Consider the following 19,125-nt stretch of genomic DNA (forward strand, 5'->3'; position numbering starts at 1 on the left):
CACTCCTCCGGACGGATCGGCCGGCTCTACTCTCGGTGCATGGCCCTTCTGCACCGTGCGACGATCACCCCCGGGAAGCTCGAGATCGTGGAGGCATGGGCGCCGACGCAGCCCTGGTGCGAGGGCGGCGGATTCACGCAGCTCGGCGCCTACCGGTTCGACGACCCCGATGGCGAGGTGGGAGTGGAGACGCTGATCGTCCAGTCGACCGGGCAGCCGCCGCTCCAGGTGCCGCTGACCTACCGCGGCTCGCCTCTCGCCGGCGGTGACGCGCATCTCCTCGCGACCGTCGAGCACACCGTCCTCGGTCGTCGCTGGGTCTACGACGGTGCCGGCGACCCCGTCGCGATCGCCGCCTTCGCCACGGCGATCCGCACCGGCGCCCGGGAGGTCGAGCAGCATTTCGAGGAGGACGGGCAGCGCATCGTCCGCCCGCCGACCGCGACGGTGCAGGGCAGCGGATCAGGCGCCGGAGCGTCCGGGCCGCCGTCGACGGTGCTCGTCCGCAGCGACGCACGGACCACCACGACCTCGGCCGACGGTCTGACTCTCGTCCTCGCGCGGGTCCTCGCGCCGCCGTTCCTCGAGGGCGAGGAGCGGCTGACCGGCAGGTGGAGCGAGGCGCTCCCCGTCACCCTCGCCGTCCTGGCCTGAACCGGCTCCGGTGGTCCGCCGCCCTCCGTCGCCCGGGTCGTGGGCGACGGACGGCGGCGCGCTCCGGGAGGACCTGCTCAGTGGCCGCGCAGTGCCGCGACGGTCCGAGTGGGACTAGTCGTTCAGGTGCGCGATGGCGTAGTCGGCCTCGTCGCTCGTGAACTGCTCCCCGTACTCGCTGGTCAGCTGGTCGCGGATGGCCTCCGGCGCCATCGCCATCTGGGCCTGGTAGTCCTTGGCCTTCGCCAGCGCGTTGGCGTTCCAGTCGGCGGAGACGGTGTCCACCGCGTACTGCGCGGCCTCGGGCGAGAACTGCTCCCCGTACTCGGAGGTGAGCTGGCCGTACAGGCCCGCCTTGCTCATGTGGAGCATCTCGGAGTAGCTCTGCGCCTTGATGAGTGCCGAGGCGAACTCGGGCGAGACCTGCGCAGCAGCCGCCGTCTCGACAGGCGCCGGGGCAGGGGCGACCGTCTCGACGGGTGCGGGCTCCGCCGTCTCGACGGGTGCGGGCTCCGCCGTCTCGACGACCTCCGCCTCCTCCGTGGCCGGCACGACGGGAGCGGTCGTGGGCTCGGACGACTCGACGATCACGGCCGCCGGGCGGTCGCTCGAGGCGGAGTTCACGGCGGCTCCGAAGCCGATCGTCGTCAGGAGCGAGGCGAGGACGGCCAGACCGCCGAGGACGACGCCGGTGATCGACATCGCCTTCGACTGACCGCGGCGGAGGGCGAGGATGCCCAGGACGACGGCGGCGATCCCGACGAGTGCTCCGAAGACCGGCACGAGGCCGACGAGGAACGCGACGATGCCGACGACGAGTGCGGCGATGGCGAGGCCGGTCGGGCCGGTCGCGCGGGGGCGGGGAGGGAGGGTCGCCGTGCCGTAGGCGGGGCCTGCGGCGGGTTGGTCGGGGGACGAGGGCGGGGTGTTCTCCGGCGGGAGAGGTGTGCTCATCGCGCGAGTATCGCAGAGCGGCGACGGCCTGCCGCGACATCGAGACGTCCCGTCTCAACACGTCCCTCCCCCTCCCGCGGGATGTCGTTCGGGCACGCCGGACACAGCGTGTCGCGGACCGGAGCGGCACCTCGCGGAGGGAGGACGGTGCGCCTCAGCGCAGCGACTCGAGCACGGCCTCCAGCTCGTCGACGGCGAAGTCGATCTCGGCGGCGGTGACCACGAGCGGCGGCGCCAGGCGGATCGTCGAGCCGTGGGTGTCCTTGGCCAGCACTCCGCGGGCCATCAGGGCCTCGCAGACGGCGCGGCCCGAGGCGAGCCCCGGGTCGATGTCGATGCCGGCCCAGAGTCCGGCGCCGCGGACGGCGACCACTCCGCGGCCGATCAGCGCCTCGAGGCGGGCGTGCAACTGCGCGCCGCGCTCGCGGGCGAGGGCCTGGTACTCGCCGGTCGCGAGCATCTCGACGACTGCGAGGCCGACGGCCGCGGCGAGCGGGTTGCCGCCGAAGGTGGAGCCGTGCTGGCCCGGCTGCAGGACGCCGAGCACGTCGGCGTCCGCGACCACGGCCGAGACGGGGACGATGCCGCCGCCGAGCGCCTTGCCGAGCAGGTAGACGTCGGGGACGACTCCGACCAGGTCGCAGGCGAAGGTGGCGCCGGTGCGGCCGAGGCCGGACTGGATCTCGTCGGCGATGAAGAGGACGTTGCGGCGCGCGGTGATCTCGCGGACGGCCGGGAGGTAGTCGGCCGGCGGCACGACGATGCCCGCCTCGCCCTGGATCGGCTCGATCAGCACCGCCACGGTGTCGTCGTCGATCGCGGCCTCGAGGGCTTCCGCGTCGCCGAACGGGACCGTGCGGAATCCGGGCGTGAACGGGGCGAAGCCGTCGCGCGCCTCCGCGTCGTCGCTGAACGAGATGATCGTGGTCGTGCGGCCGTGGAAGTTGCCCGCCGCGACGATGATGTTCGCCCGGCCCGGAGCGACGCCCTTGACCCGGTAGCCCCAGGCGCGGGCGACCTTGATGCCCGACTCGACCGCCTCCGCGCCCGTGTTCATCGGCAGGACCATGTCCTTGCCGGCGAGCGCGGCGAGCGCCGTGACGAACGGGCCGAGGCGGTCGTTGTGGAACGCGCGGCTGGTCAGGGTGACGCGGCCGAGCTGCTCGCGGGCCGCCTCCAGCAGCACCGGGTGCGAGTGGCCGAAGTTCACGGCGGAGTAGGCGGCGAGGCAGTCGAGGTAGCGGACGCCCTCGACGTCGGTGATCCAGGCGCCGTCGCCGGTGGCCGCGACGACGGGCAGCGGGTGGTAGTTGTGGGCGGCGTGCTCCTCCTCCGCGGCGATGAGGGCGGCGGAGCGGGCGGTGTCGGTGTCGGTGATGCTCATGTCGTTCCTCCTGAGGGGACGATCGACTCTCCAGGAGTCGTCGCACTCGGCGTCGAGTGCGACGGATCGTGGACAGTGGAGGGTGGGTCGGCGCTGCTGGTCGCCGACCACGGAGAGTGGGTCAGCGGCGCAGCTCGAGCGTGCAGCACTTCACGCCGCCGCCGCCGAGCAGCAGCTCGGACAGGTCGACGCCGATCGGGTTGTAGCCGCGCTCGCGCAGCTGGCGCTCGAAGCCCGTCGCACGGGACGCGATGACGACATTGAGGCCGTCGGAGAAGGAGTTCAGCCCGAGCACGGACGCGTCCTCCTCCGACACGAGGATCGCGTCGGGGTAGAGCTCGCGGAGGGTGCGGTTGCCCTCCTCGCTGAACGCGCTCGGGAGGTAGGCGATGTTCGTGTCGTCGAGCACGGCGATCGCTGTGTCGAGGTGGTAGAACGACGGGTTCACGAGCTCGAGCGTGACGACCTCGCGGCCGAAGACGCGGGCGACCTCGGCGTGCGAGTCGGAGGCGGAGCGGAAGCCCGTGCCGGCGAGGATCCGCTCGCCGACGAGGAGGAAGTCGCCCTCGCCCTCGTTGACCTCCTCGGGGACGCGGACGTCGAAGCCGGCCGAGCGGAACCAGTCCATGTACGCCGGGCCCTCGGGCTGGCGCTCGGGGTAGGTGAAGGAGGCACCGTAGGCGATGCCGTCGATCACGAATCCGCCGTTGGCCGCGTAGACCATGTCCGGCAGTCCGGCCTCGGGCTCGATCAGCTCGATCGTGAAGCCGAGATCGGCGTAGGTGTCGTAGAGGGTCTGCCACTGCCGGACGGCGAGGGAGGTGTCGGTGGGGACCTGCGGGTCCATCCACGGATTGATGCGGTAGACGACGGTGAAGTGCTCGGGACGGCACATCAGGATCGTCTTCGCGACGGGGGTTCGGGCGGGTGCCTCGGCGAGCACGGCGGTATCGGTCATTCGAGTCCTCCTGCGAAAGGATGCGGATGAGCGGACCGGGTCCAGTGGCTCCGTGCCCCGCGCAAGACGCAGCGGGATGGAGCACGCTCGCGCCCAGTCTTGCACGCGAGGATCGTGCGGTTCTCGCCGTGGGGCGCACGGAACGCGCGTGAACGGTGGGTGCGGCGCGGGAAATCACCGCCGGTCTTCCGCGGGGCGCTGTGATGCCGCCGCGACTCTCGCCTTGAGGCGGCTTCCGGAGGGATGACGCGGCGCCTCTCGGAGGAAGAGCCTTATCCCTCGCTTGTCATCGCGCTGATGACATCTGTCGAATCCGTCGAATTCCGCCCTGAATGGGGGACTTAGTGCAGCGATAAGCGGCATGGGACGATCCCTCCGGCCCGACAGTCGTCGGCCTTCTCGCTCCGACGAATCCGGATGCCCTCCTCCATGCGAACGAAGACCCTGAGCGTCTCCCTTTTCCTCGCCCTGCTCCTCTCCCTCTTCGTCGCGACCCCGGCCCAGGCCGCGGGCTCGCCGGCTGCGCCGTCGAACGTCGTCGCCGTGCAGGACGGATGCTCAGACGCCGTCACAGTCTCGTGGAGCGCCCCCCAGCCAGCGGTCGCGGGCTATCGAGTCCATGTCTTTCAAAAGTCGTACTGGTACCCCGGTTATATCTTCTACGAAGCCGTCACGCTGGCATCCGTCGAGGTGAGGAACGGCACCTCGACCACCGTTGCTGTACCGCACATCACCGATTCGATCGGCGTCGAGGTCGTCAGCGTGTCCGACCTTTCGGTCCCACCCACCGGCGGCTCAGAGAACGAGCAGTTTCAGCCTTCAGATACGCAGAGCACCGCAGCATCCGCGGATGTTCACCGCCAGTCAGGCGCTCCCGGCCCCGTGGACCTCACCGTGACGGTCGACCCCTCGACCAAGGTCGCGTCTGCACGATGGAAGGCCCCGACCCGCAACGGGCAGCCCTGCAATTTCGACGAGTACCACGCCCGCAGTGAGCTGATCTTCGCTCCGGACGAGGACGACGCGGGTTACCCGGGTTACGACGACGTCTACACGAGCGATACCACCAGTGCGGATTTCAGTCTCGAGCAGGGAGCCTTTTACGAGTTCTGCATTTGGTCGGCATCGACTACTTATGGAGCGAAGAATCGTCGCACTTTCACCGACTCTCTCAAGACGTGCGCCGGTTTCAGCACCGACTTCTCCATGCCGTCGGCACCGGAACAGGTCCATGCCGAATCCTCGGGCAGCTCCATCACTGTGTCGTGGAGCGAGCCGTCCAACGGCGGCGGCAGTCCCGTCACCGGCTACCGAGTGGCCCGCGACGGCACCGATGCCGCAGGTGGCGGCCCCTGGTCGACCGTCGTCTCCGCTGATCGCCGCTCGCAGACGTTCACGAACCTCCGCCCGAACACCTCGTACACCTTCACGGTGAGGGCGATCAACGAGATCGGTGCGGGCGAGACCGCGTCCGTCACCCGCACCGCCGACGCCTACTTCGCCCCCTCCGTTCCCACGCGCGTCGCCGGCACCACGAACGACAGCGTGCGATCCGCGACGATCTCCTGGGCGCCTCCGGAGTCGGCCGGCAACCCGGCGATCACCGGCTACCGCGTCTCGCGCAACGGCATCGACAACGCGGGCGCCGGTCCGTGGTCGACGACGGTCGCCGCCACCGCCCGCTCCTTCACGTTCACGCACCTGGCGGCGGGCGCCACCTACACGATGAGCGTCAGCGCGATCAACGCCGGAGGCGACAGCGGGGCGGCATCGACCGTCGTGCGCATCGGCGGCACCGCCCTCACCGCCGCGACGCCGACCGTCACCGGCACCGCCGCGGTCGGCTCGACGCTCACGGCGAGCGCCGGCACCTGGGGTCCCTCCCCCGTGGCACTCGCGTACCAGTGGCGCGCGAACGGCACCGCGATCAGCGGGGCGACCGGCACCACGTACCGTCCGGTCGCGGGCGACGCGGGCAGGGTGATCACCGTCGCCGTCACGGGCTCGAAGTCGGGCTACGTCTCGACCACGCGGGTCTCCTCCGGGACCGCTGCCGTGACCGGCGGCGCGATCACCGCCGCGACGCCGACCATCAGCGGCACGGCGAAGGTCGGCTCGACCCTCACCGCGAAGCCCGGCACCTGGGGTCCCTCCCCCGTCGCCCTCGCCTACCAGTGGAAGGCGAACGGCACCGCTCTGAGCGGGGCGACGTCCGCGACGTACACGCCGACCGGCGCCACTCTCGGCAAGACGATCACCGTGACGGTCACGGGGTCGAAGTCCGGATTCACCGCTGTGACGAAGACCTCCGCGAAGACGAGCGCCGTGGTGGCGGGCACCCTCTCCGCCGCGACCCCGACGATCACCGGCACCGCGAAGGTCGGCTCCACCCTGACCGCCAAGCCGGGCACGTGGGGTCCCTCGCCGGTGGCCCTCACCTACCAGTGGAAGGCGAACGGCACCGCGATCTCCGGGGCGACCTCCGCCACCTACAAGCCGACCAGCGCCACGGTGGGGAAGAAGATCACGGTGACCGTCACCGGCAAGAAGGCCGACTACACAACGGCGACGCGCACCTCCGCCGCCACCGCAGCGGTCGTCAAGTAGGGGATCCGACCCGGGTCGCCGGGGGAGCCTGCTCGCGCGGACTCCTCCGGTGGCCCCGGGAATCCACCACCACCGTCCCCCGGACGGGGGCCCATCCCGCCGACACCCGCCCTCGCCCGGAGGCGGGCGGCGGCTAGCATTCAGACACCGTGTCCGCCGCGGCCTCCCGCGGATCCTGCCGAAAGGCCCGCCGTGCCCGCACGCCCCCTCGCCGCGATCGGCGTCTCCGCTCTCCTGCTGGCCGGCCTCGCCGCCGGTCCGGCCGTCGCCGCCCCCGATCTCCCGGGCGCGAGCGCCGCGCAGGAGGCGGCCGCCGAGGTCGTCCTGTCCGGCACCATCGCGCTCCGCGACGCCGATGAGGAGCACCCCGCCCCCGAGAACCCGTACTTCTACGTCCAGGTCGAGGACGCCGAAGGGGACGTGGTCGCCCAGGCGAACACGGGCGCGGACTTCTCCCTCCCCGTTCCCGGCGGCGAGCCCCTCACCGTCCGCGCGAACCTGATCGGCAGCGACGACTGGTACCCGACCTGGTTCGGCGACACCCCGGTCGCCGAGGCCGCGAGGACGACCCGGGGGACCGACGAGTCCGTCGCCATCTCCCTCCTGCGCAGCGCCGAGCTGTCCGGATCGGTCACCGCCGACGCGGTCCCGGGCGTCTCCTCCCCCTCCTTCGACGTGCAGGCCTGGTGGGTCGACGGAGGGACGTACTCGCTGCTCGACACCGTCCCCGTCACCGGAGCCCCCGGCGCCGCCCGCGCGTGGGACACGGGCGACCTCGCCCTGCCCGCCGGCGACTACCTCCTGCGCCTCGTGGAGCCGGGGTACCCCGCCTACGACGACCAGTACTTCTCGCGCCTGGCCCGCCTCGACGAGCGCGCGGTCGTCTCCGTGCCGCCGGGCGGCCGCAGCGGCATCGACTTCTTCCCGTCCGCCTACTCCTCCGACGTCGCCCGCCTCGCCGGGACCGACCGGTACGCGACCGCCGTCGCGGTGACCGCCTCCGGATTCGCCGACGGCGCCCCCGTCGTCTACCTCGCCAGCGGAGCGAACTGGCCGGACGCGCTGAGCGCCGGCCCCGCCGCCGCGAAGCAGGGCGGCGCCCTCCTGCTCACCGACCCGAGCGTCCTGCCCGCCGTGGTGGCGGCCGAGCTGCGCCGCCTCGCCCCGCAGCGGATCGTCGTGGTCGGCAGCGCCCTCTCCGTGAGCGAGTCGGTGCTCCAGCAGGTGAAGGCCCTCGGGATCCCGACCGAGCGCATCGAGGGCGTCGACCGCTACGACACCTCACGCCGGATCGTCGAGGACGCCTTCCCGAACGGCAGCTACGAGAACGTCTTCGTCGCGACCGGCACCAACTTCCCGGACGCCCTCTCGGTCGCGCCGATCGCCGGCCGCCGCGCCGAGCCCGTCCTCCTCGTCGACGGCGCCCGCTCGCGCCTCGACCAGCCGACCCGCGACACCCTCGCCGGACTCGACCCCTCCTCCGTGCAGCTGCTCGGCGGTGCGCCGTCGATCTCGACCGCCGTCGAGGCAGACCTGCGCGCCGCGAAGATCGCCGGCACCGTGTCGCGCATCGCCGGGACGGACCGCCACGACACCAGCCGACGCCTCAACGACGTCTTCCCGCCGTCCGAGCTGGGCGACACCGTCTACCTCGCGACCGCCACCGGCTTCGCCGACGCGCTGGCCGTCGGCCCGGTCGCCGCGAAGCAGGGCGCCCCGCTCTACCTCAGCGAGCCGACCTGCCTGCCGCGCAGCACCCGTGTGAAGATGCAGGGCCACGACCTCGATCAGGTGCTGCTCCTCGGCAGCCCCCTGACCCTGTCGGCGCAGGTGCGCTCGCTGTCCGCCTGCTGAGACCCGAGACGCACCGCACGAGCCCTGGAGATCCATGAGCGCCACCGCCGACCGTCCCCTCCTCGTCGGCATCGAGACCGGGGGCACGAAGGTCGTCGCGGCGGTCGCCGACGCCGCTGATCCCGAGCGGATCCTCGCGACGACGACCCTGCCGACCCGCGGGCCCGCCGAGACTCTCGCCGATCTGGCCGGCTTCGTCAGCGGCCACGGAGTCGACGGCACCGTCGCCGCGGTCGGCGTCGCCTCCTTCGGCCCGCTCGACATCGACCCCGGCTCGCCGACCTACGGGCACCTCACCTCCACGCCGAAGCTCGGCTGGGAGGGCACCGACGTCCTCGGCCCGATCGGCGCGGCCGCACCGGGCGCCCGGCTCGCGCTGGTCACCGACGTCAACGGAGCCGCCCTGGGCGAGGCCCGCTGGGGCGCCGGAGCCGGAGTCGACGACTTCGTCTACCTGACGGTCGGCACCGGAGTCGGCGGCGGCGTGATCGCGGGCGGACGGCTCCTCGCCGGCAGCGGCTGGCCCGAGGTCGCGCACCTGCTGCCCCGCCGCCACCCCGAGGACGGCTTCGCCGGCACCTGCCCGTTCCACGGCGACTGCCTCGAGGGCCTGGTCGCCGGTCCCGCGATCTCGGCGCGCTGGGGCGTCGACGGCTCCCGCCTCGGCCCCGAGGAGGCGGCCGCGAACCTCCGCTTCAGCTCCTACTACCTCGCGCAGCTCGTCACGACGCTCGCCTACGTCGCGGGCGTGCGGCTCGCGGTCGTCGGCGGAGGCGTGTCGAAGACGCCGGGGCTCGTCCCCGCGGTCGAGGCCGAGGTCGAGCGGCTGATGGGCGCGCCCGGAGCGACGGGGACGGGCGGCGGGCGGATCCGCATCGTGCGCCCGGCCCTCGGCGACGAGTCCGGGGTGCGCGGGGCGATCTCGCTGGCGGAGTCCCTGCTCGCCTGAGCTCTACCCTCGTCCCATGAGCGACCGACCCGTCGACCCCTCCGCCCCCGACTCCGGTCGCGACGAGACGGTGGAGGAGCGATCCGACCGCAACTGGAACGAGATCCTGCAGGAGCTGCGGGTCGTGCAGACCGGCACGCAGATCCTGGGCGGCTTCCTGCTGACGCTGTGCTTCCAGCAGCGCTTCGCCGACCTCGCGCCGCCCGACGTGGCGCTCTACCTCGTGCTCGTCCTGCTCGCCGCGTGCGTCACGATCCTGGCGCTGGCGCCCGTCATCGCCCACCGGCTGCTGTTCCAGCGGCGGAGGAAGGCCGAGCTGGTGCGGTTCGGCAACCGGGTGGTCACGGTGTGCCTCGCGGCGGGATCGCTGCTGTTCGTCGGAGTCGTGGGCTTCGTGTTCGACGTCGTGCTGGGCGGGCCGGCAGGCCTCTGGGCGGGCGGAGGCGTGCTGCTGCTGCTCGCCGTGGTCTGGGCGACCGCGCCGGTCCTCCTGCGGAGGCGCTGAGGGCGGTGGAGTCTGCCCGCCCCTCCCCCGCGAGTCAACGGGGTACCCGGGTCCGCCGCGCTCTTCCTACCGTGGCCGCGAGGCGCGCACCGCGCCGACGCGAGAGGAGCACCATGACCGACCGGACCGAGCAGCCGCAGGAGAACCCGCAGAACCACGACCACGTCGACGACGCGGGCGTCGACAAGCCCTCGCAGGCCGAGGGCGACGACACCGAGGGATCGGCCGGCTGATCGCCGCCTCGATCCCCGTCCTCCCCGCGATCGACAGCAGCGCGGCCGTCCTCGCCGACGGCTACCTCTTCGGGACGCGGCGCTTCGACGACGTGGGCGCGGACGCGTTCCGCACCCGGATCCTCGGACGGCCCGTGATCATGGCGCGCGGCATCGAGGCGGCGCGCTTCTTCTACGAGGGCGGGCGCTTCGACCGCGAGGGCGCGCTGCCCGGCTCCGTGCTGCACCTCCTGCAGGACGAGGGCAGCGTGCAGACCCTCGAGGACGAGCCGCACCGGAGGCGGAAGCGGATGTTCCTGGATCTGGTGGAGACGCCCGAGCAGCGGTCGAGGCTGGTCTCGGCCTTCGCGCGGGAGTGGCAGGCGTCCGCCGCCCGGCTGACCGGCGAGCGGGTCCGCCTCCAGGACGTCGCCGCCGAGGTCCTGGGCCGCGCGGTCCTGTCGTGGGCCGGCATCGAGGCCGACGAGGAGGAGGTGCTGCGGCGCACGGACGAGCTCCGGGCGATGATCGACAACGCCGGGCGCTTCGGCCCGCCCAACTGGGCCGCGCGACTCCGCCGCCGCTCGACCGAGCGGTGGGCGCGCGGCCTGATCGAGGCGAGCCGGACGGCCGGACCCTCCCCGACTCCCCTGCACCGGATCGCGCACGAGAAGGAGGACGGCGGCCTCCTGCCCGTCGAGGTCGCCGCGGTGGAGCTCATCAACGTGCTGCGGCCCACGGTCGCGGTGGGGCGCTTCGTGGTCCTGGCGGCGCTCGCGCTGCACCGGCATCCGGAGTGGCGGGAGCGGCTCGCCGACCAGGAGGAGCGCGTCGCGTTCGCGAACGAGGTGCGGCGCTTCTACCCGTTCTTCCCGATGGTCGGAGGAAGGGCCCGCCGGGAGCTGGACTTCCGCGGCGAGACGCTTCCCGCGGGGCAGTGGATGCTGCTCGACCTCTACGCGACGGACCACGGCTCGCTCTGGGAGGCGCCGGGCCGCTTCGATCCGGAGCGGTTCCGGTCGCCGGTCGACCGCAACGGCTTCATCGCCCAGGGCGGCGGGCACTACGGAGGCGACCACCGGTGCCCGGGCGAGCCGGCGACCGTCGACCTGCTGTCCGCGGCGCTGGAGCTCCTGGCCGCGGGGCACCCGTACGACGTCGAGGACGGGCAGGATCTGCGCGTGAGCCTGCAGAGCTTCCCGACCGGGCCGGAGGACGGCTTCGTGGTGAGGTTCCGCTAGGGGCGGGCGGGCTCGGCTCGCGGCCTCGGCGGGCGGCCTCGGTCGGCGGCCTCCGCGGGGGCGGTCGTCCTCCACAGGCCGCGGTTCCGCGCGCTCTCCCCGGATCCGCTCGGGCACTCCCCGCCCGCCTCGCCCGGCGAGCACGCTCGGGGGATGCAGAAGCCGAGTCAGTCCTCCGGAGCGTCGAGCTCCTCGAGCGCCCGCAGCGCCTCGCGGGCGCGCTCGAGACGATCGGCCTCGGGCTCGTCCCACCATGCCGGTCCGCGCTCGCCCAGCCCGTGCTTGGCGAGCCCGACCCTCCTGCGCGCCAGCGCCTCCGCCTCCGCGTCCTCGTGCAGCCTGGCGGAGCGCACTCCCGAGCGCCCGCGCCCGAGGTGCGAGGTGAGGCCGGCGACCACGTCCTCCGGCAGCGAGGGGTCGGTGCGCCGCCATCGGCGGCCCTTCACCACGAGCCAGCGCTCGTCGTCCTCGTCGCTCACCCCGTCACCGCCGCCTCGGGTTGAGCCGGTCACCGGTGCTCGTGAGGTCCACCTGCTCCGGCAGCAGGAGCGCCTCGATGCGCCCCGCGGCGGAGAGCCGCAGCAGGTCGTCGACGAGGGCGCGCGAGCCGCCGATCAGCGTCGAGTCGAAGTCGACCTCGCTCGCGAGGTACCAGGCCCGGTCCTCCGGCCAGAGCGCGAGCGGAGTCTGCACGACGAGCCCGGAGGCGTCGGCGAAGCCCGCCGAGCGCGCCCACGCGGTGTCCTCGAGCACCCTGACGTCGAGCGAGAGCAGAGGCCCTTCCCGCCCCGGCAGCTCGACCGTCGCCGCGGCGGCGGTCTCGGGGTGCTCCCAGCCGATCGGCCGAGTGTCGCTCATCCACTCGGGCAGCTCGTCCGAGGCGTCCGCGCGGGAGATCAGGATCCGCGACCCGCCGCTCAGCACGCCGAACCCCTCCCAGAACACCGCCAGGCAGTCCTCGGGAGCGCTCGTGTGCTCCGCGAGCACGGCGGCGACGGCCGCGAGCTCGTCGAGCGGGAGCACTCCGAGGCGGGGCTCCGCGTACTCGTCGGGATGCTCGCCGGTGAGCGAGTACCACTGCGCGAGCGGATGCAGGAGCGTCCCCTCCCGCTCGGCGACCTCGCGCCACCGCCGGGGCGGGTCGTCGGAGGGGTGCAGGATCCGCACAACCGCCTCGAACAGCGGAGGGACGATCCCCTCGAAGCGCCCGAACGGTCCGAGAGCACTCAGCATCGGCTCCGCCCGCGCGGCGTCCCGCTCGGCGCGCAGGGGCGCGTCCCGGGGTGTCGGCTCGACCATCGGCCCAGGCTAGCGCTGGACGGTCGCTCCGCTCAGGGCGGAGAGGGCCCGCTGCGGTCCCGTCTCGCGGGCGAGGCCCTCGGCGAGCGCCGTCAGCCGTTCCCGGGCGGGAGCGTCGAGTGCGAGCATACGCCGCGCAGCCTCCGCGAGCTGTCCCGCGGAAGCGGCGTTCGGATCGAGCACGGCGGCGAACCCGGCGTCCTCGAGTGCGGCCGCCCCCGCGAACTGGTCCGTCGAGAACGGGAGGACGACGAGCGGCACGCCCGCGGTCATCGCCTCCGTGACGCTGTTGTTGCCGCCGTGGCTGACCGCGAGCGCGGCCCGGCGCAGGAGCGCGACCTGCGGCAGGAAGCCGCGGACCAGCCAGCCCTCGGGGACCTCGCCCAGGGCCGAGCGCTCGGTCGCGCCGGAGGCGAGAGCCACCCGGACGGGCCTGCCCCCGACCTCGACGCCGGCCAGTGCCTCGACGACCCGGGCGAGCACGTCGTCGCGCACCGAGAGGAAGCTGCCGAAGCTCACGTAGACGACCGGATCCTCGGACGCGGCGAGCCACTCCTCGACCTCCGCGTCATCGGGCTCCTCGCGGACGGCGGAGCCGAGGAACGCGTGCGGCGGCAGCTGAGCGGTGCGGGCCGAGTCGTGGAGCTCGCCCGGGTAGTTGAGCAGCAGGACGTCGCCGCTCTCGGCGAAGGCGTCGGCGCTGGGCGCCGCCCCGGGGTCGAGGGTGGTGAGGGCGGCGTTCCACTCCGCGGTGAAGGAGTCGCGCACCTGCTCGCAGAGGGCGCGGAGCGCATCGAGGTCGTCGGGCTCCGGAGCGAAGGCGTCCGGCCAGACCGGAGGGAAGCCGTAGACCTCGCCGGGCACCGTGAGCGCGCTGGGGTGGCCGAGCACGACGTCGCCGTAGGGCACGCGGAGTGCCTTCAGCGCCACGCGCGCGGTGAAGGCGAGGTGGTCGACCACGATCGCGTCGGGCTGCACCTCGTCGAGGATCACGCGCAGGCGCGCGGCGACGCCGGCCGGATCCCAGAGCAGGTCGGTGAGCCGCTCCCGCGCCTGGTAGGCGAGGGTCGGGACCATCCCGCGCCGGGTGGCGTCGAAGAAGCCGCGGAGGGACGCGCCCTCGTCGGGCGCCTGCTCCTCCGCGCGGATCGTGCCCGGGTTGGAGCCGCGCCCCAGCCGGAGTGCGATGTGCTCGAATCCGAAGCCGTCCACGATGGAGCGCGTCGCGTCGCCGGTCGCCACGACGACGCGCTCGCCCGCCTCCTGCCACGCCGTGCCGAGGGTCGCCAGCGGCAGCAGGTGCGACGCGTAGTCGGGGCTGATGATCAGCAGGGTCACGAGGCCCCCAGCACGAGCGGCGAGCGGAGGGGACGCTCCTGGTCCGCGGTCGCGTGCGCGTAGACGCCCGAGAGGGCATGAGCCATGGCCTGCACCGTGTAGCGCTCGGCGACCATCGCGCGCCCGCGGGCCGCGGCGTGCTCGCCGAGAGGCCCGCCTGCGAGATCCAGTGCGGCGGCGGCACCGGCGGCGAGCGCCGCGGGGTCGGCGGTGTCGACCAGGAAGCCGGTCTCACCCTCCTCGACGTAGGTCGCGGGCCCGCCTGTCGCCGGAGCGACGACGACCAGTCCTGCGGAGAGCGCCTCGAGGAGGGCGATGCCGAACTCCTCCTTGACGCTCGCGCAGACGTAGGCGCCTCCCGGAGCAGAGAGCCCCGGTCGGCCGTGCCGGATCGCTCCGAGCCAGCGGGCCACGGTCCCGTTCGGGCGGTGGCCGGCCAGGAGCAGCCCGTCGGACGCGACGGCGCGGATGCGGTCGAGCTGCTCGCGCTCGTCGGGGCTGGGGTCGGCGAGGTCGCCGCCGACCAGGAGCAGGTTGGCGCGCTCCCGGAGCGAGGGGTCGGACGCCCAGGCCTCGGCGAGCGCCGCCATCCCCTTCACCCGGTGCAGGCGGCCCACGCTGAGCAGCAGCGGGAGGCCGCGGCGGTGCTCGGGCAGCTCCTCCAGCAGGAGGTCGAGCGAGGCCAGGTCCCCGCCCTCGTCCAGCGCGACCGGCTCACCGGCGGCGGAGGCCCGTGCGGCCGCCTCGCCGCGCTCGACCAGGCCGACGTCGATCCCCTCCGGGACGATCGTGTGCCGCTCCGGGTGCGCGGTGATGTCGACGCCGATCAGCTCGCGGATGGTCGCCGCCAGCTCCTCCCGCGGGAACAGGACGGTGTGCGCGGCGTCGGCGGCCAGGCGCTGCACCAGGCGCACGCGGAACCAGAAGTGCTCGGCGGCGTCGCGCTCGCCGAAGTCCGCGCGGGTGAGGGCGCCGGACGCGTCCAGGCCCGCGATCAGGGCGTGCGGGTCCGGAGCGAGGGTGAACACGACGGGGATCTCGAGATCCCGGGCGACCGCGGCCGCCGCGAGGGATCCGACGTCCGCCATCCGCAGGTGCAGCACGTCGACCCGGCCGGCCGCGCGCAGGATCCGGCGGATGCCGCGCTCGGCGGTGATGCGTCGGCTCCACGCCTGGGGCATGGCGACGGGCGGCCCCACGAACGGGACCGGAGCGAAGCCGTGGCCGGAGTCGGGCAGCTCGCCGAGCGCGCGCTCGGCCTCGGCCGGAGTCCCGCGCGAGAGCGTGAGCACCCGGTCGATGCCCTCCCGCTCGACGAGGGAGTCGCCCAGGCGCACCAGCAGGGTCGCGATGCCGCCGTTGTCGCCGGCGCCCACCCGCGTCAGGGTGCCGTCGATGTCGGCGTGGACGAAGAGCTGCGCGACCGTCGGCCCTGCCTCCACGGCCGGTGCGGGGGCGAGGTCGCCGAGGGCGAGCCGGGCGAGGGGCCCGATGGGCGCCGCCTCCTCGGCCAGGCCGGTGAGCAGGAGCTCGGCGTCGTCGGAGCCGCGCTCGCCGAGCGCGTCCGTCGCAGCGGCCCGCGCCTCCAGCCCCTCCGCGCGATCGGCGGCCACGTGCAGGAGGGTGCGCTCGGCGATCGCGCCGGGCACGAGGCCCAGGGTCTCGACGAGCCGCGCCCGGGCCGCCGCTTCGCGCTCGCCGAGCAGCGCGCCCTCGAGCGCGACGGCGACGAGGTCGGGGGTCGAGGAGGCCCAGAGCAGGACGGTGCGCTGCGCGAGCATGCCGGAGAAGCCGCCGTCGCGGACCAGGCGCAGCAGCGGCCCGAGCGCGGCGGGGCGGGGCAGGCGCCCGCCGAAGGCCCAGGCGGCGTGCTCGCGGAGGTACGGGCGCTCGTCCTCGAGCAGCATCAGCAGCGCGAGGTCGGCCTCCTCGTCGAAGACCTGCGCGAGCGAGTGCACGGCCGCGATCGCGGTGAGCTGGTCCGAGGGGTCCAGGGCTGCGCGGGTGAGCAGGCGCACCGCGCGGCCGCCGCCGTCGCTCACCGCGGCGACCGTCAGCTCGTCCGCCATCCGGACGGCCTCGAGCAGAGTGGGAGCGGCGCGCACGGCGTCGAGAGCGGTCTGCGTGGCCATGGTTCACCTGGTCTGTCGGAGCGGAGAGTACGACGGAGCGCGACTCCCGACCGCTGGAGCGGCCCAGGAGGAGCGGACCGGTACCGAGCATGCCGCGTGGGCGGCTGGGATTTCGCCACTTGCGTCGGATCTCCTCCCGCGGTACGGCCTCCTGTCAAGGGGGTGATGGCCGCAGTTCGTTTGCGCAACGCGCGAGGATCCTCAGCCGCGGGTCCACTCCAGGAGCCGCTCGACCGGCCAGGTGGTCACGATCCGCTCCTCCGGGACGCCGAGCCGCTCCGCCCGCTCCGCCCCGTAGTCGAGCAGGCCCAGCTGACCCGGAGCATGCGCGTCGCTGTCGATCGAGAACAGGCAGCCCTCCTCGAGCGCGAGCGCGATCAGCTCGTCCGGCGGGTCCTCGCGCTCGGGGCGGGCGTTGATCTCGACCGCGGTGGAGTGGTCGGCGCACGCGCGGAACACGGCCCGGGCGTCGAAGGTCGACGGCGGGCGGGTGCCGCGCTCGCCCGACACCAGCCGCCCTGTGACGTGGCCGAGGACTTCGGTCCGCGGATCCGAGGCCGCCGCGACCAGCCGGGCGGTCATCTCGCGGGAGGGCAGCCGCAGCTTCGAGTGGGCGCTCGCGACGACCACGTCGAGGCGGTCCAGCAGCTCGTCCGTCTGGTCGAGCGCGCCGTCCTCGAGGACGTCGACCTCGATCCCGCTGAGCAGGCGCAGGGGCCCGGTGTCGAGGCCCGCGAGATGGGCCAGCTGCTCCTCCAGCCGCTCCGCGCTGAGACCGTGGGCGACCCGGAGCCGCGGCGAGTGATCGGTGAGCGCCAGGTACTCGTGGCCGAGCGCGCGGGCCGCGTCCGCCATCGCGAGGACGGGCGTCGCCCCGTCGGACCACTCGCTGTGGCTGTGGAGGTCGCCGCGCAGCCGTCCCCGCAGAGCACTCGCGGGCGGAGGAGCGGAGCCGCGCAGCTCCGCGAGGTAGTCGGGCACCCGGCCCGACCGCGCCTGCTCGATCACCGTGAAGGTCGTGTCGCCGATCCCGGAGGCCCGCCGCACGAGGGCGAGGTCGTCCCGCTCGGCGGACGCCATCCCCTCCAGCACCGCGGCCGCCCGGCGGAACGCCTTCGCCCGGTAGCGGGAGGCCCGCTCCCGCTCGAGCAGTGCTGCGATCTCCTCGAGTGCCGCGATCGGGTCCATGCGCCCGGTCTACCACGGCGCCCGCCGCGGCCTCACCCCCTCGACGGTGGCCTCGGCTCCGGCCCCCGGCCTCATCCCGCCTCGGCCCCGCCCCGGTCCCGGCCCCTCGACGCTGGGAACCGGCCGAGCCCCGTTGCCGACCGCAACGATCGAGATATATCGTGACTCTCGTCCACTCGCGATGTATCGCGTTTCAGAAAGGCACCCCGGTGCAGGAGGAGGAGCTCATGTCCCTCGAGAAATGGCTCGTACAGGCCGGCGAGACGAAGGTCATCGACCTCGACGTCGTCCGCTCGGTCAAGGTCGCCCTCGTCGGCGGCCAGATCGACGTCATCGCCCACGACGAGCCGACCGCCCGCGTGGAGGTCCACAGCGTCGCCGGTCGCCCGCTCAAGGTCTCGATGGACGGCGACCGCCTCGAGATCGACCACGTCCAGCTCCGCTGGGACACCATCGTCGATGTCGTGAAGGGTCTCGGCCGCCGCGGCGACCGCGCCGACATCAGCCTCCTCGTCCCCCGCGGCGTCGACCTCAAGTTCGACACCGTCTCGGCCGACGGCCTGGTCTCGGGTCTCCACAGCGACGCCCGCGTCTCGACGGTCGGCGGCGACATCGTCGTCGACGGCCTGCACGGCGACATCGAGGTGAACACCGTCCACGGCGAGCTCTCGGTCCGCAGCCACACCGGCCGCGTCACCGCGCGCACCGTCTCCGGCGACGTCACCGCGACCGGCGAGCTCACCCGCTTCACCGTCGACGGCGTCTCGGGCAGCGTGTTCGTCGACGCCGAGGGCACCCCCGACCGGATCCAGGCCAACACCGTCAGCGGCGACCTCACGATCCGCGTCGACGAGGGCCTCGGCGCCCGCTACCGCATCAACACCGTCTCGGGCACGCTCCAGCTCGACGGCTCCGTCGTCAAGGGCACCTTCGGCCGGGGCTTCACCTCGACCACGGGCTCGCTCGACTCGAAGTGGGTCGACGTCGCCGCCAACTCCGTCTCGGGAGACGTGGTCGTCGTCCGCCGGTCCGTCGCCGCGTCCTCCGCCTCGGTGGGCGAGGGCTGGGGCTCCCCCGGCGCCGGCCCCGCCGACGGCCGCCGCCCGATGGACGGGAGCTCGCTGTGAGCCCCGTCTTCGCGCACGGCCGCCTGCGCCTCTACCTGCTCAACCTCCTCGCCGAGTCGCCGCGCCACGGCTACGAGCTGATCCAGGCGCTCAGCGAGCGCTTCGGCGGCACCTACGCGCCCAGCGCCGGAACGGTCTACCCGCGCCTCGCGAAGCTCGAGGAGGAGGGACTCGTCACGAAGGAGGCCGACGGCCGCAAGACCGTCTACTCCATCACCGACGCCGGCCGCGCCGAGCTCGCGAACCGCGCGACCGACCTGGGCGACATCGAGGAGGAGCTCACCGACTCCGTCCGCCGGCTCGCCGACGAGGTCCGCCTCGGCGTCGCGGAGGCGATGAAGAGCCTCCGCGCCGACCTGGCCAGCGCCGCCCGCGACTCGCGGGAGCCCGGACGCCGACCGGAGCACTCCGCCGAGGAGCCGCGCCCGCAGGACACGTCCGGCACCCCCTCCGAGCAGCCCGCGCCGGAGCAGACCGCGCCGGTCTCGCCCGACGCGCGCACCGCCTCGCGGATCGCCCTGCGCGACGCCGAGGTGCTGCTCACCGAGTTCCGCGACGAGCTGCGCGCGGAGCTGCGCACCGCCGCCTCCTCGGGATCCGTGACGACCGCGAGCGTCGACGCCCTGCGCGCCGCGCTCGACGAGGCCCGCGCCTCGGTCCGCTCCACCCTGGACTGAGCCCGGACACCTCACCGCCGGGAGGGCGGGGATCCCGCCCGGGGTC

General features: G+C 73.7%; 16 protein-coding genes. 8 read left to right on the forward strand and 8 right to left on the reverse strand.

Going from position 1 to position 19,125, the window contains the following annotated elements:
- The first annotated feature begins 39 nt into the window (after positions 1–39).
- Positions 40–654, forward strand: coding sequence for a hypothetical protein (locus C5C57_RS08345; protein WP_104227321.1), 615 nt, complete (start codon positions 40–42; stop codon positions 652–654).
- 114 nt (positions 655–768) lie between these two features.
- Here C5C57_RS08345 and C5C57_RS08350 read toward each other — a convergent pair whose 3' ends face one another.
- From C5C57_RS08350 to ddaH, 3 genes are all read right to left on the reverse strand, one after another.
- Complete coding sequence (locus C5C57_RS08350) at positions 769–1,608, reverse strand: Ltp family lipoprotein (protein ID WP_104297488.1); 840 nt, start codon at positions 1,606–1,608, stop codon at positions 769–771.
- 154 nt (positions 1,609–1,762) lie between these two features.
- Entirely contained in the window at positions 1,763–2,992 is a 1,230-nt protein-coding gene (gene rocD / locus C5C57_RS08355; RefSeq protein ID WP_181069123.1) for an ornithine--oxo-acid transaminase, read from the reverse strand.
- 121 nt (positions 2,993–3,113) lie between these two features.
- The gene (ddaH, locus tag C5C57_RS08360) at positions 3,114–3,950 is read right to left on the reverse strand and encodes a dimethylargininase (protein ID WP_104226838.1); all 837 of its coding nucleotides are present in this window, start codon (positions 3,948–3,950) and stop codon (positions 3,114–3,116) included.
- A 429-nt stretch (positions 3,951–4,379) separates the two neighbouring features.
- On the opposite strand from ddaH, the gene C5C57_RS08365 reads away from it, so the two are divergent.
- The 5 genes from C5C57_RS08365 (at position 4,380) to C5C57_RS08385 (ending at position 11,318) form a co-directional block, all read left to right on the forward strand.
- On the forward strand, positions 4,380–6,557 hold the full coding sequence (locus tag C5C57_RS08365) for a fibronectin type III domain-containing protein (protein ID WP_181069125.1): 2,178 nt from the start codon (positions 4,380–4,382) through the stop codon (positions 6,555–6,557).
- Between the two features lie 192 nt (positions 6,558–6,749).
- Positions 6,750–8,411 (forward strand): cell wall-binding repeat-containing protein, encoded by a 1,662-nt coding sequence (locus C5C57_RS08370; protein WP_104297490.1) that lies wholly within the window; start codon positions 6,750–6,752, stop codon positions 8,409–8,411.
- 34 nt (positions 8,412–8,445) lie between these two features.
- Entirely contained in the window at positions 8,446–9,360 is a 915-nt protein-coding gene (locus tag C5C57_RS08375; protein ID WP_104260859.1) for an ROK family protein, read from the forward strand.
- Positions 9,361–9,376: 16 nt separating this feature from the next.
- Positions 9,377–9,865 carry a DUF6328 family protein gene (locus C5C57_RS08380; protein ID WP_104223741.1) on the forward strand — a complete coding sequence of 163 codons (489 nt, stop codon included), beginning with the start codon at positions 9,377–9,379 and terminating at the stop codon, positions 9,863–9,865.
- A 325-nt stretch (positions 9,866–10,190) separates the two neighbouring features.
- Positions 10,191–11,318, forward strand: a complete 1,128-nt coding sequence (locus C5C57_RS08385; protein WP_219827750.1) for a cytochrome P450 — start codon at positions 10,191–10,193, stop codon at positions 11,316–11,318.
- A gap of 167 nt (positions 11,319–11,485) precedes the next feature.
- Here the strand turns inward: C5C57_RS08385 and C5C57_RS08390 are convergent, their stop codons facing one another.
- The 5 genes from C5C57_RS08390 to C5C57_RS08410 form a co-directional block, all read right to left on the reverse strand.
- Entirely contained in the window at positions 11,486–11,797 is a 312-nt protein-coding gene (locus C5C57_RS08390; RefSeq protein WP_104223799.1) for a biopolymer transporter Tol, read from the reverse strand.
- A gap of 4 nt (positions 11,798–11,801) precedes the next feature.
- The gene (locus C5C57_RS08395; RefSeq protein WP_104247413.1) at positions 11,802–12,617 is read right to left on the reverse strand and encodes a hypothetical protein; all 816 of its coding nucleotides are present in this window, start codon (positions 12,615–12,617) and stop codon (positions 11,802–11,804) included.
- A gap of 9 nt (positions 12,618–12,626) precedes the next feature.
- The gene (locus C5C57_RS08400) at positions 12,627–13,955 is read right to left on the reverse strand and encodes a glycosyltransferase (RefSeq protein ID WP_104247412.1); all 1,329 of its coding nucleotides are present in this window, start codon (positions 13,953–13,955) and stop codon (positions 12,627–12,629) included.
- Positions 13,952–16,087 carry a glycosyltransferase gene (locus C5C57_RS08405; protein WP_104247411.1) on the reverse strand — a complete coding sequence of 712 codons (2,136 nt, stop codon included), beginning with the start codon at positions 16,085–16,087 and terminating at the stop codon, positions 13,952–13,954. The genes C5C57_RS08400 and C5C57_RS08405 overlap by 4 nt, the downstream gene beginning before the upstream one ends.
- Before the next feature lie 201 nt (positions 16,088–16,288).
- A complete protein-coding gene (locus tag C5C57_RS08410; RefSeq protein WP_104247410.1) occupies positions 16,289–17,275 on the reverse strand; it encodes a PHP domain-containing protein in 987 nt (328 codons plus the stop codon).
- Positions 17,276–17,502: 227 nt separating this feature from the next.
- Here C5C57_RS08410 and C5C57_RS08415 point away from each other — a divergent pair, with 227 nt between their 5' ends.
- Both C5C57_RS08415 and C5C57_RS08420 read left to right on the forward strand, forming a co-directional pair.
- On the forward strand, positions 17,503–18,402 hold the full coding sequence (locus C5C57_RS08415) for a DUF4097 family beta strand repeat-containing protein (protein WP_258072396.1): 900 nt from the start codon (positions 17,503–17,505) through the stop codon (positions 18,400–18,402).
- Positions 18,399–19,079, forward strand: coding sequence for a PadR family transcriptional regulator (locus C5C57_RS08420; protein ID WP_104247409.1), 681 nt, complete (start codon positions 18,399–18,401; stop codon positions 19,077–19,079). The genes C5C57_RS08415 and C5C57_RS08420 overlap by 4 nt, the downstream gene beginning before the upstream one ends.
- Positions 19,080–19,125: the final 46 nt, after the last annotated feature.

Origin of the sequence: Rathayibacter sp. AY1C5 (genome assembly GCF_002931705.1) — a bacterium.
Lineage (GTDB): Bacteria > Actinomycetota > Actinomycetes > Actinomycetales > Microbacteriaceae > Rathayibacter.

Bases quoted from the DNA above. Each gene is read 5' to 3' on its own strand.
- C5C57_RS08345 (WP_104227321.1), top strand. From the start codon at position 40: ATGGCCCTTCTGCACCGTGCGACGATCACCCCCGGGAAGCTCGAGATC.
- C5C57_RS08395 (WP_104247413.1), bottom strand. From the start codon at position 12,617: ATGGTCGAGCCGACACCCCGGGACGCGCCCCTGCGCGCCGAGCGGGAC.
- C5C57_RS08365 (WP_181069125.1), top strand. From the start codon at position 4,380: ATGCGAACGAAGACCCTGAGCGTCTCCCTTTTCCTCGCCCTGCTCCTC.
- C5C57_RS08380 (WP_104223741.1), top strand. From the start codon at position 9,377: ATGAGCGACCGACCCGTCGACCCCTCCGCCCCCGACTCCGGTCGCGAC.
- C5C57_RS08405 (WP_104247411.1), bottom strand. From the start codon at position 16,087: ATGGCCACGCAGACCGCTCTCGACGCCGTGCGCGCCGCTCCCACTCTG.
- ddaH (WP_104226838.1), bottom strand. From the start codon at position 3,950: ATGACCGATACCGCCGTGCTCGCCGAGGCACCCGCCCGAACCCCCGTC.
- C5C57_RS08350 (WP_104297488.1), bottom strand. From the start codon at position 1,608: ATGAGCACACCTCTCCCGCCGGAGAACACCCCGCCCTCGTCCCCCGAC.
- C5C57_RS08375 (WP_104260859.1), top strand. From the start codon at position 8,446: ATGAGCGCCACCGCCGACCGTCCCCTCCTCGTCGGCATCGAGACCGGG.
- C5C57_RS08410 (WP_104247410.1), bottom strand. From the start codon at position 17,275: ATGGACCCGATCGCGGCACTCGAGGAGATCGCAGCACTGCTCGAGCGG.
- rocD (WP_181069123.1), bottom strand. From the start codon at position 2,992: ATGAGCATCACCGACACCGACACCGCCCGCTCCGCCGCCCTCATCGCC.
- C5C57_RS08415 (WP_258072396.1), top strand. From the start codon at position 17,503: ATGTCCCTCGAGAAATGGCTCGTACAGGCCGGCGAGACGAAGGTCATC.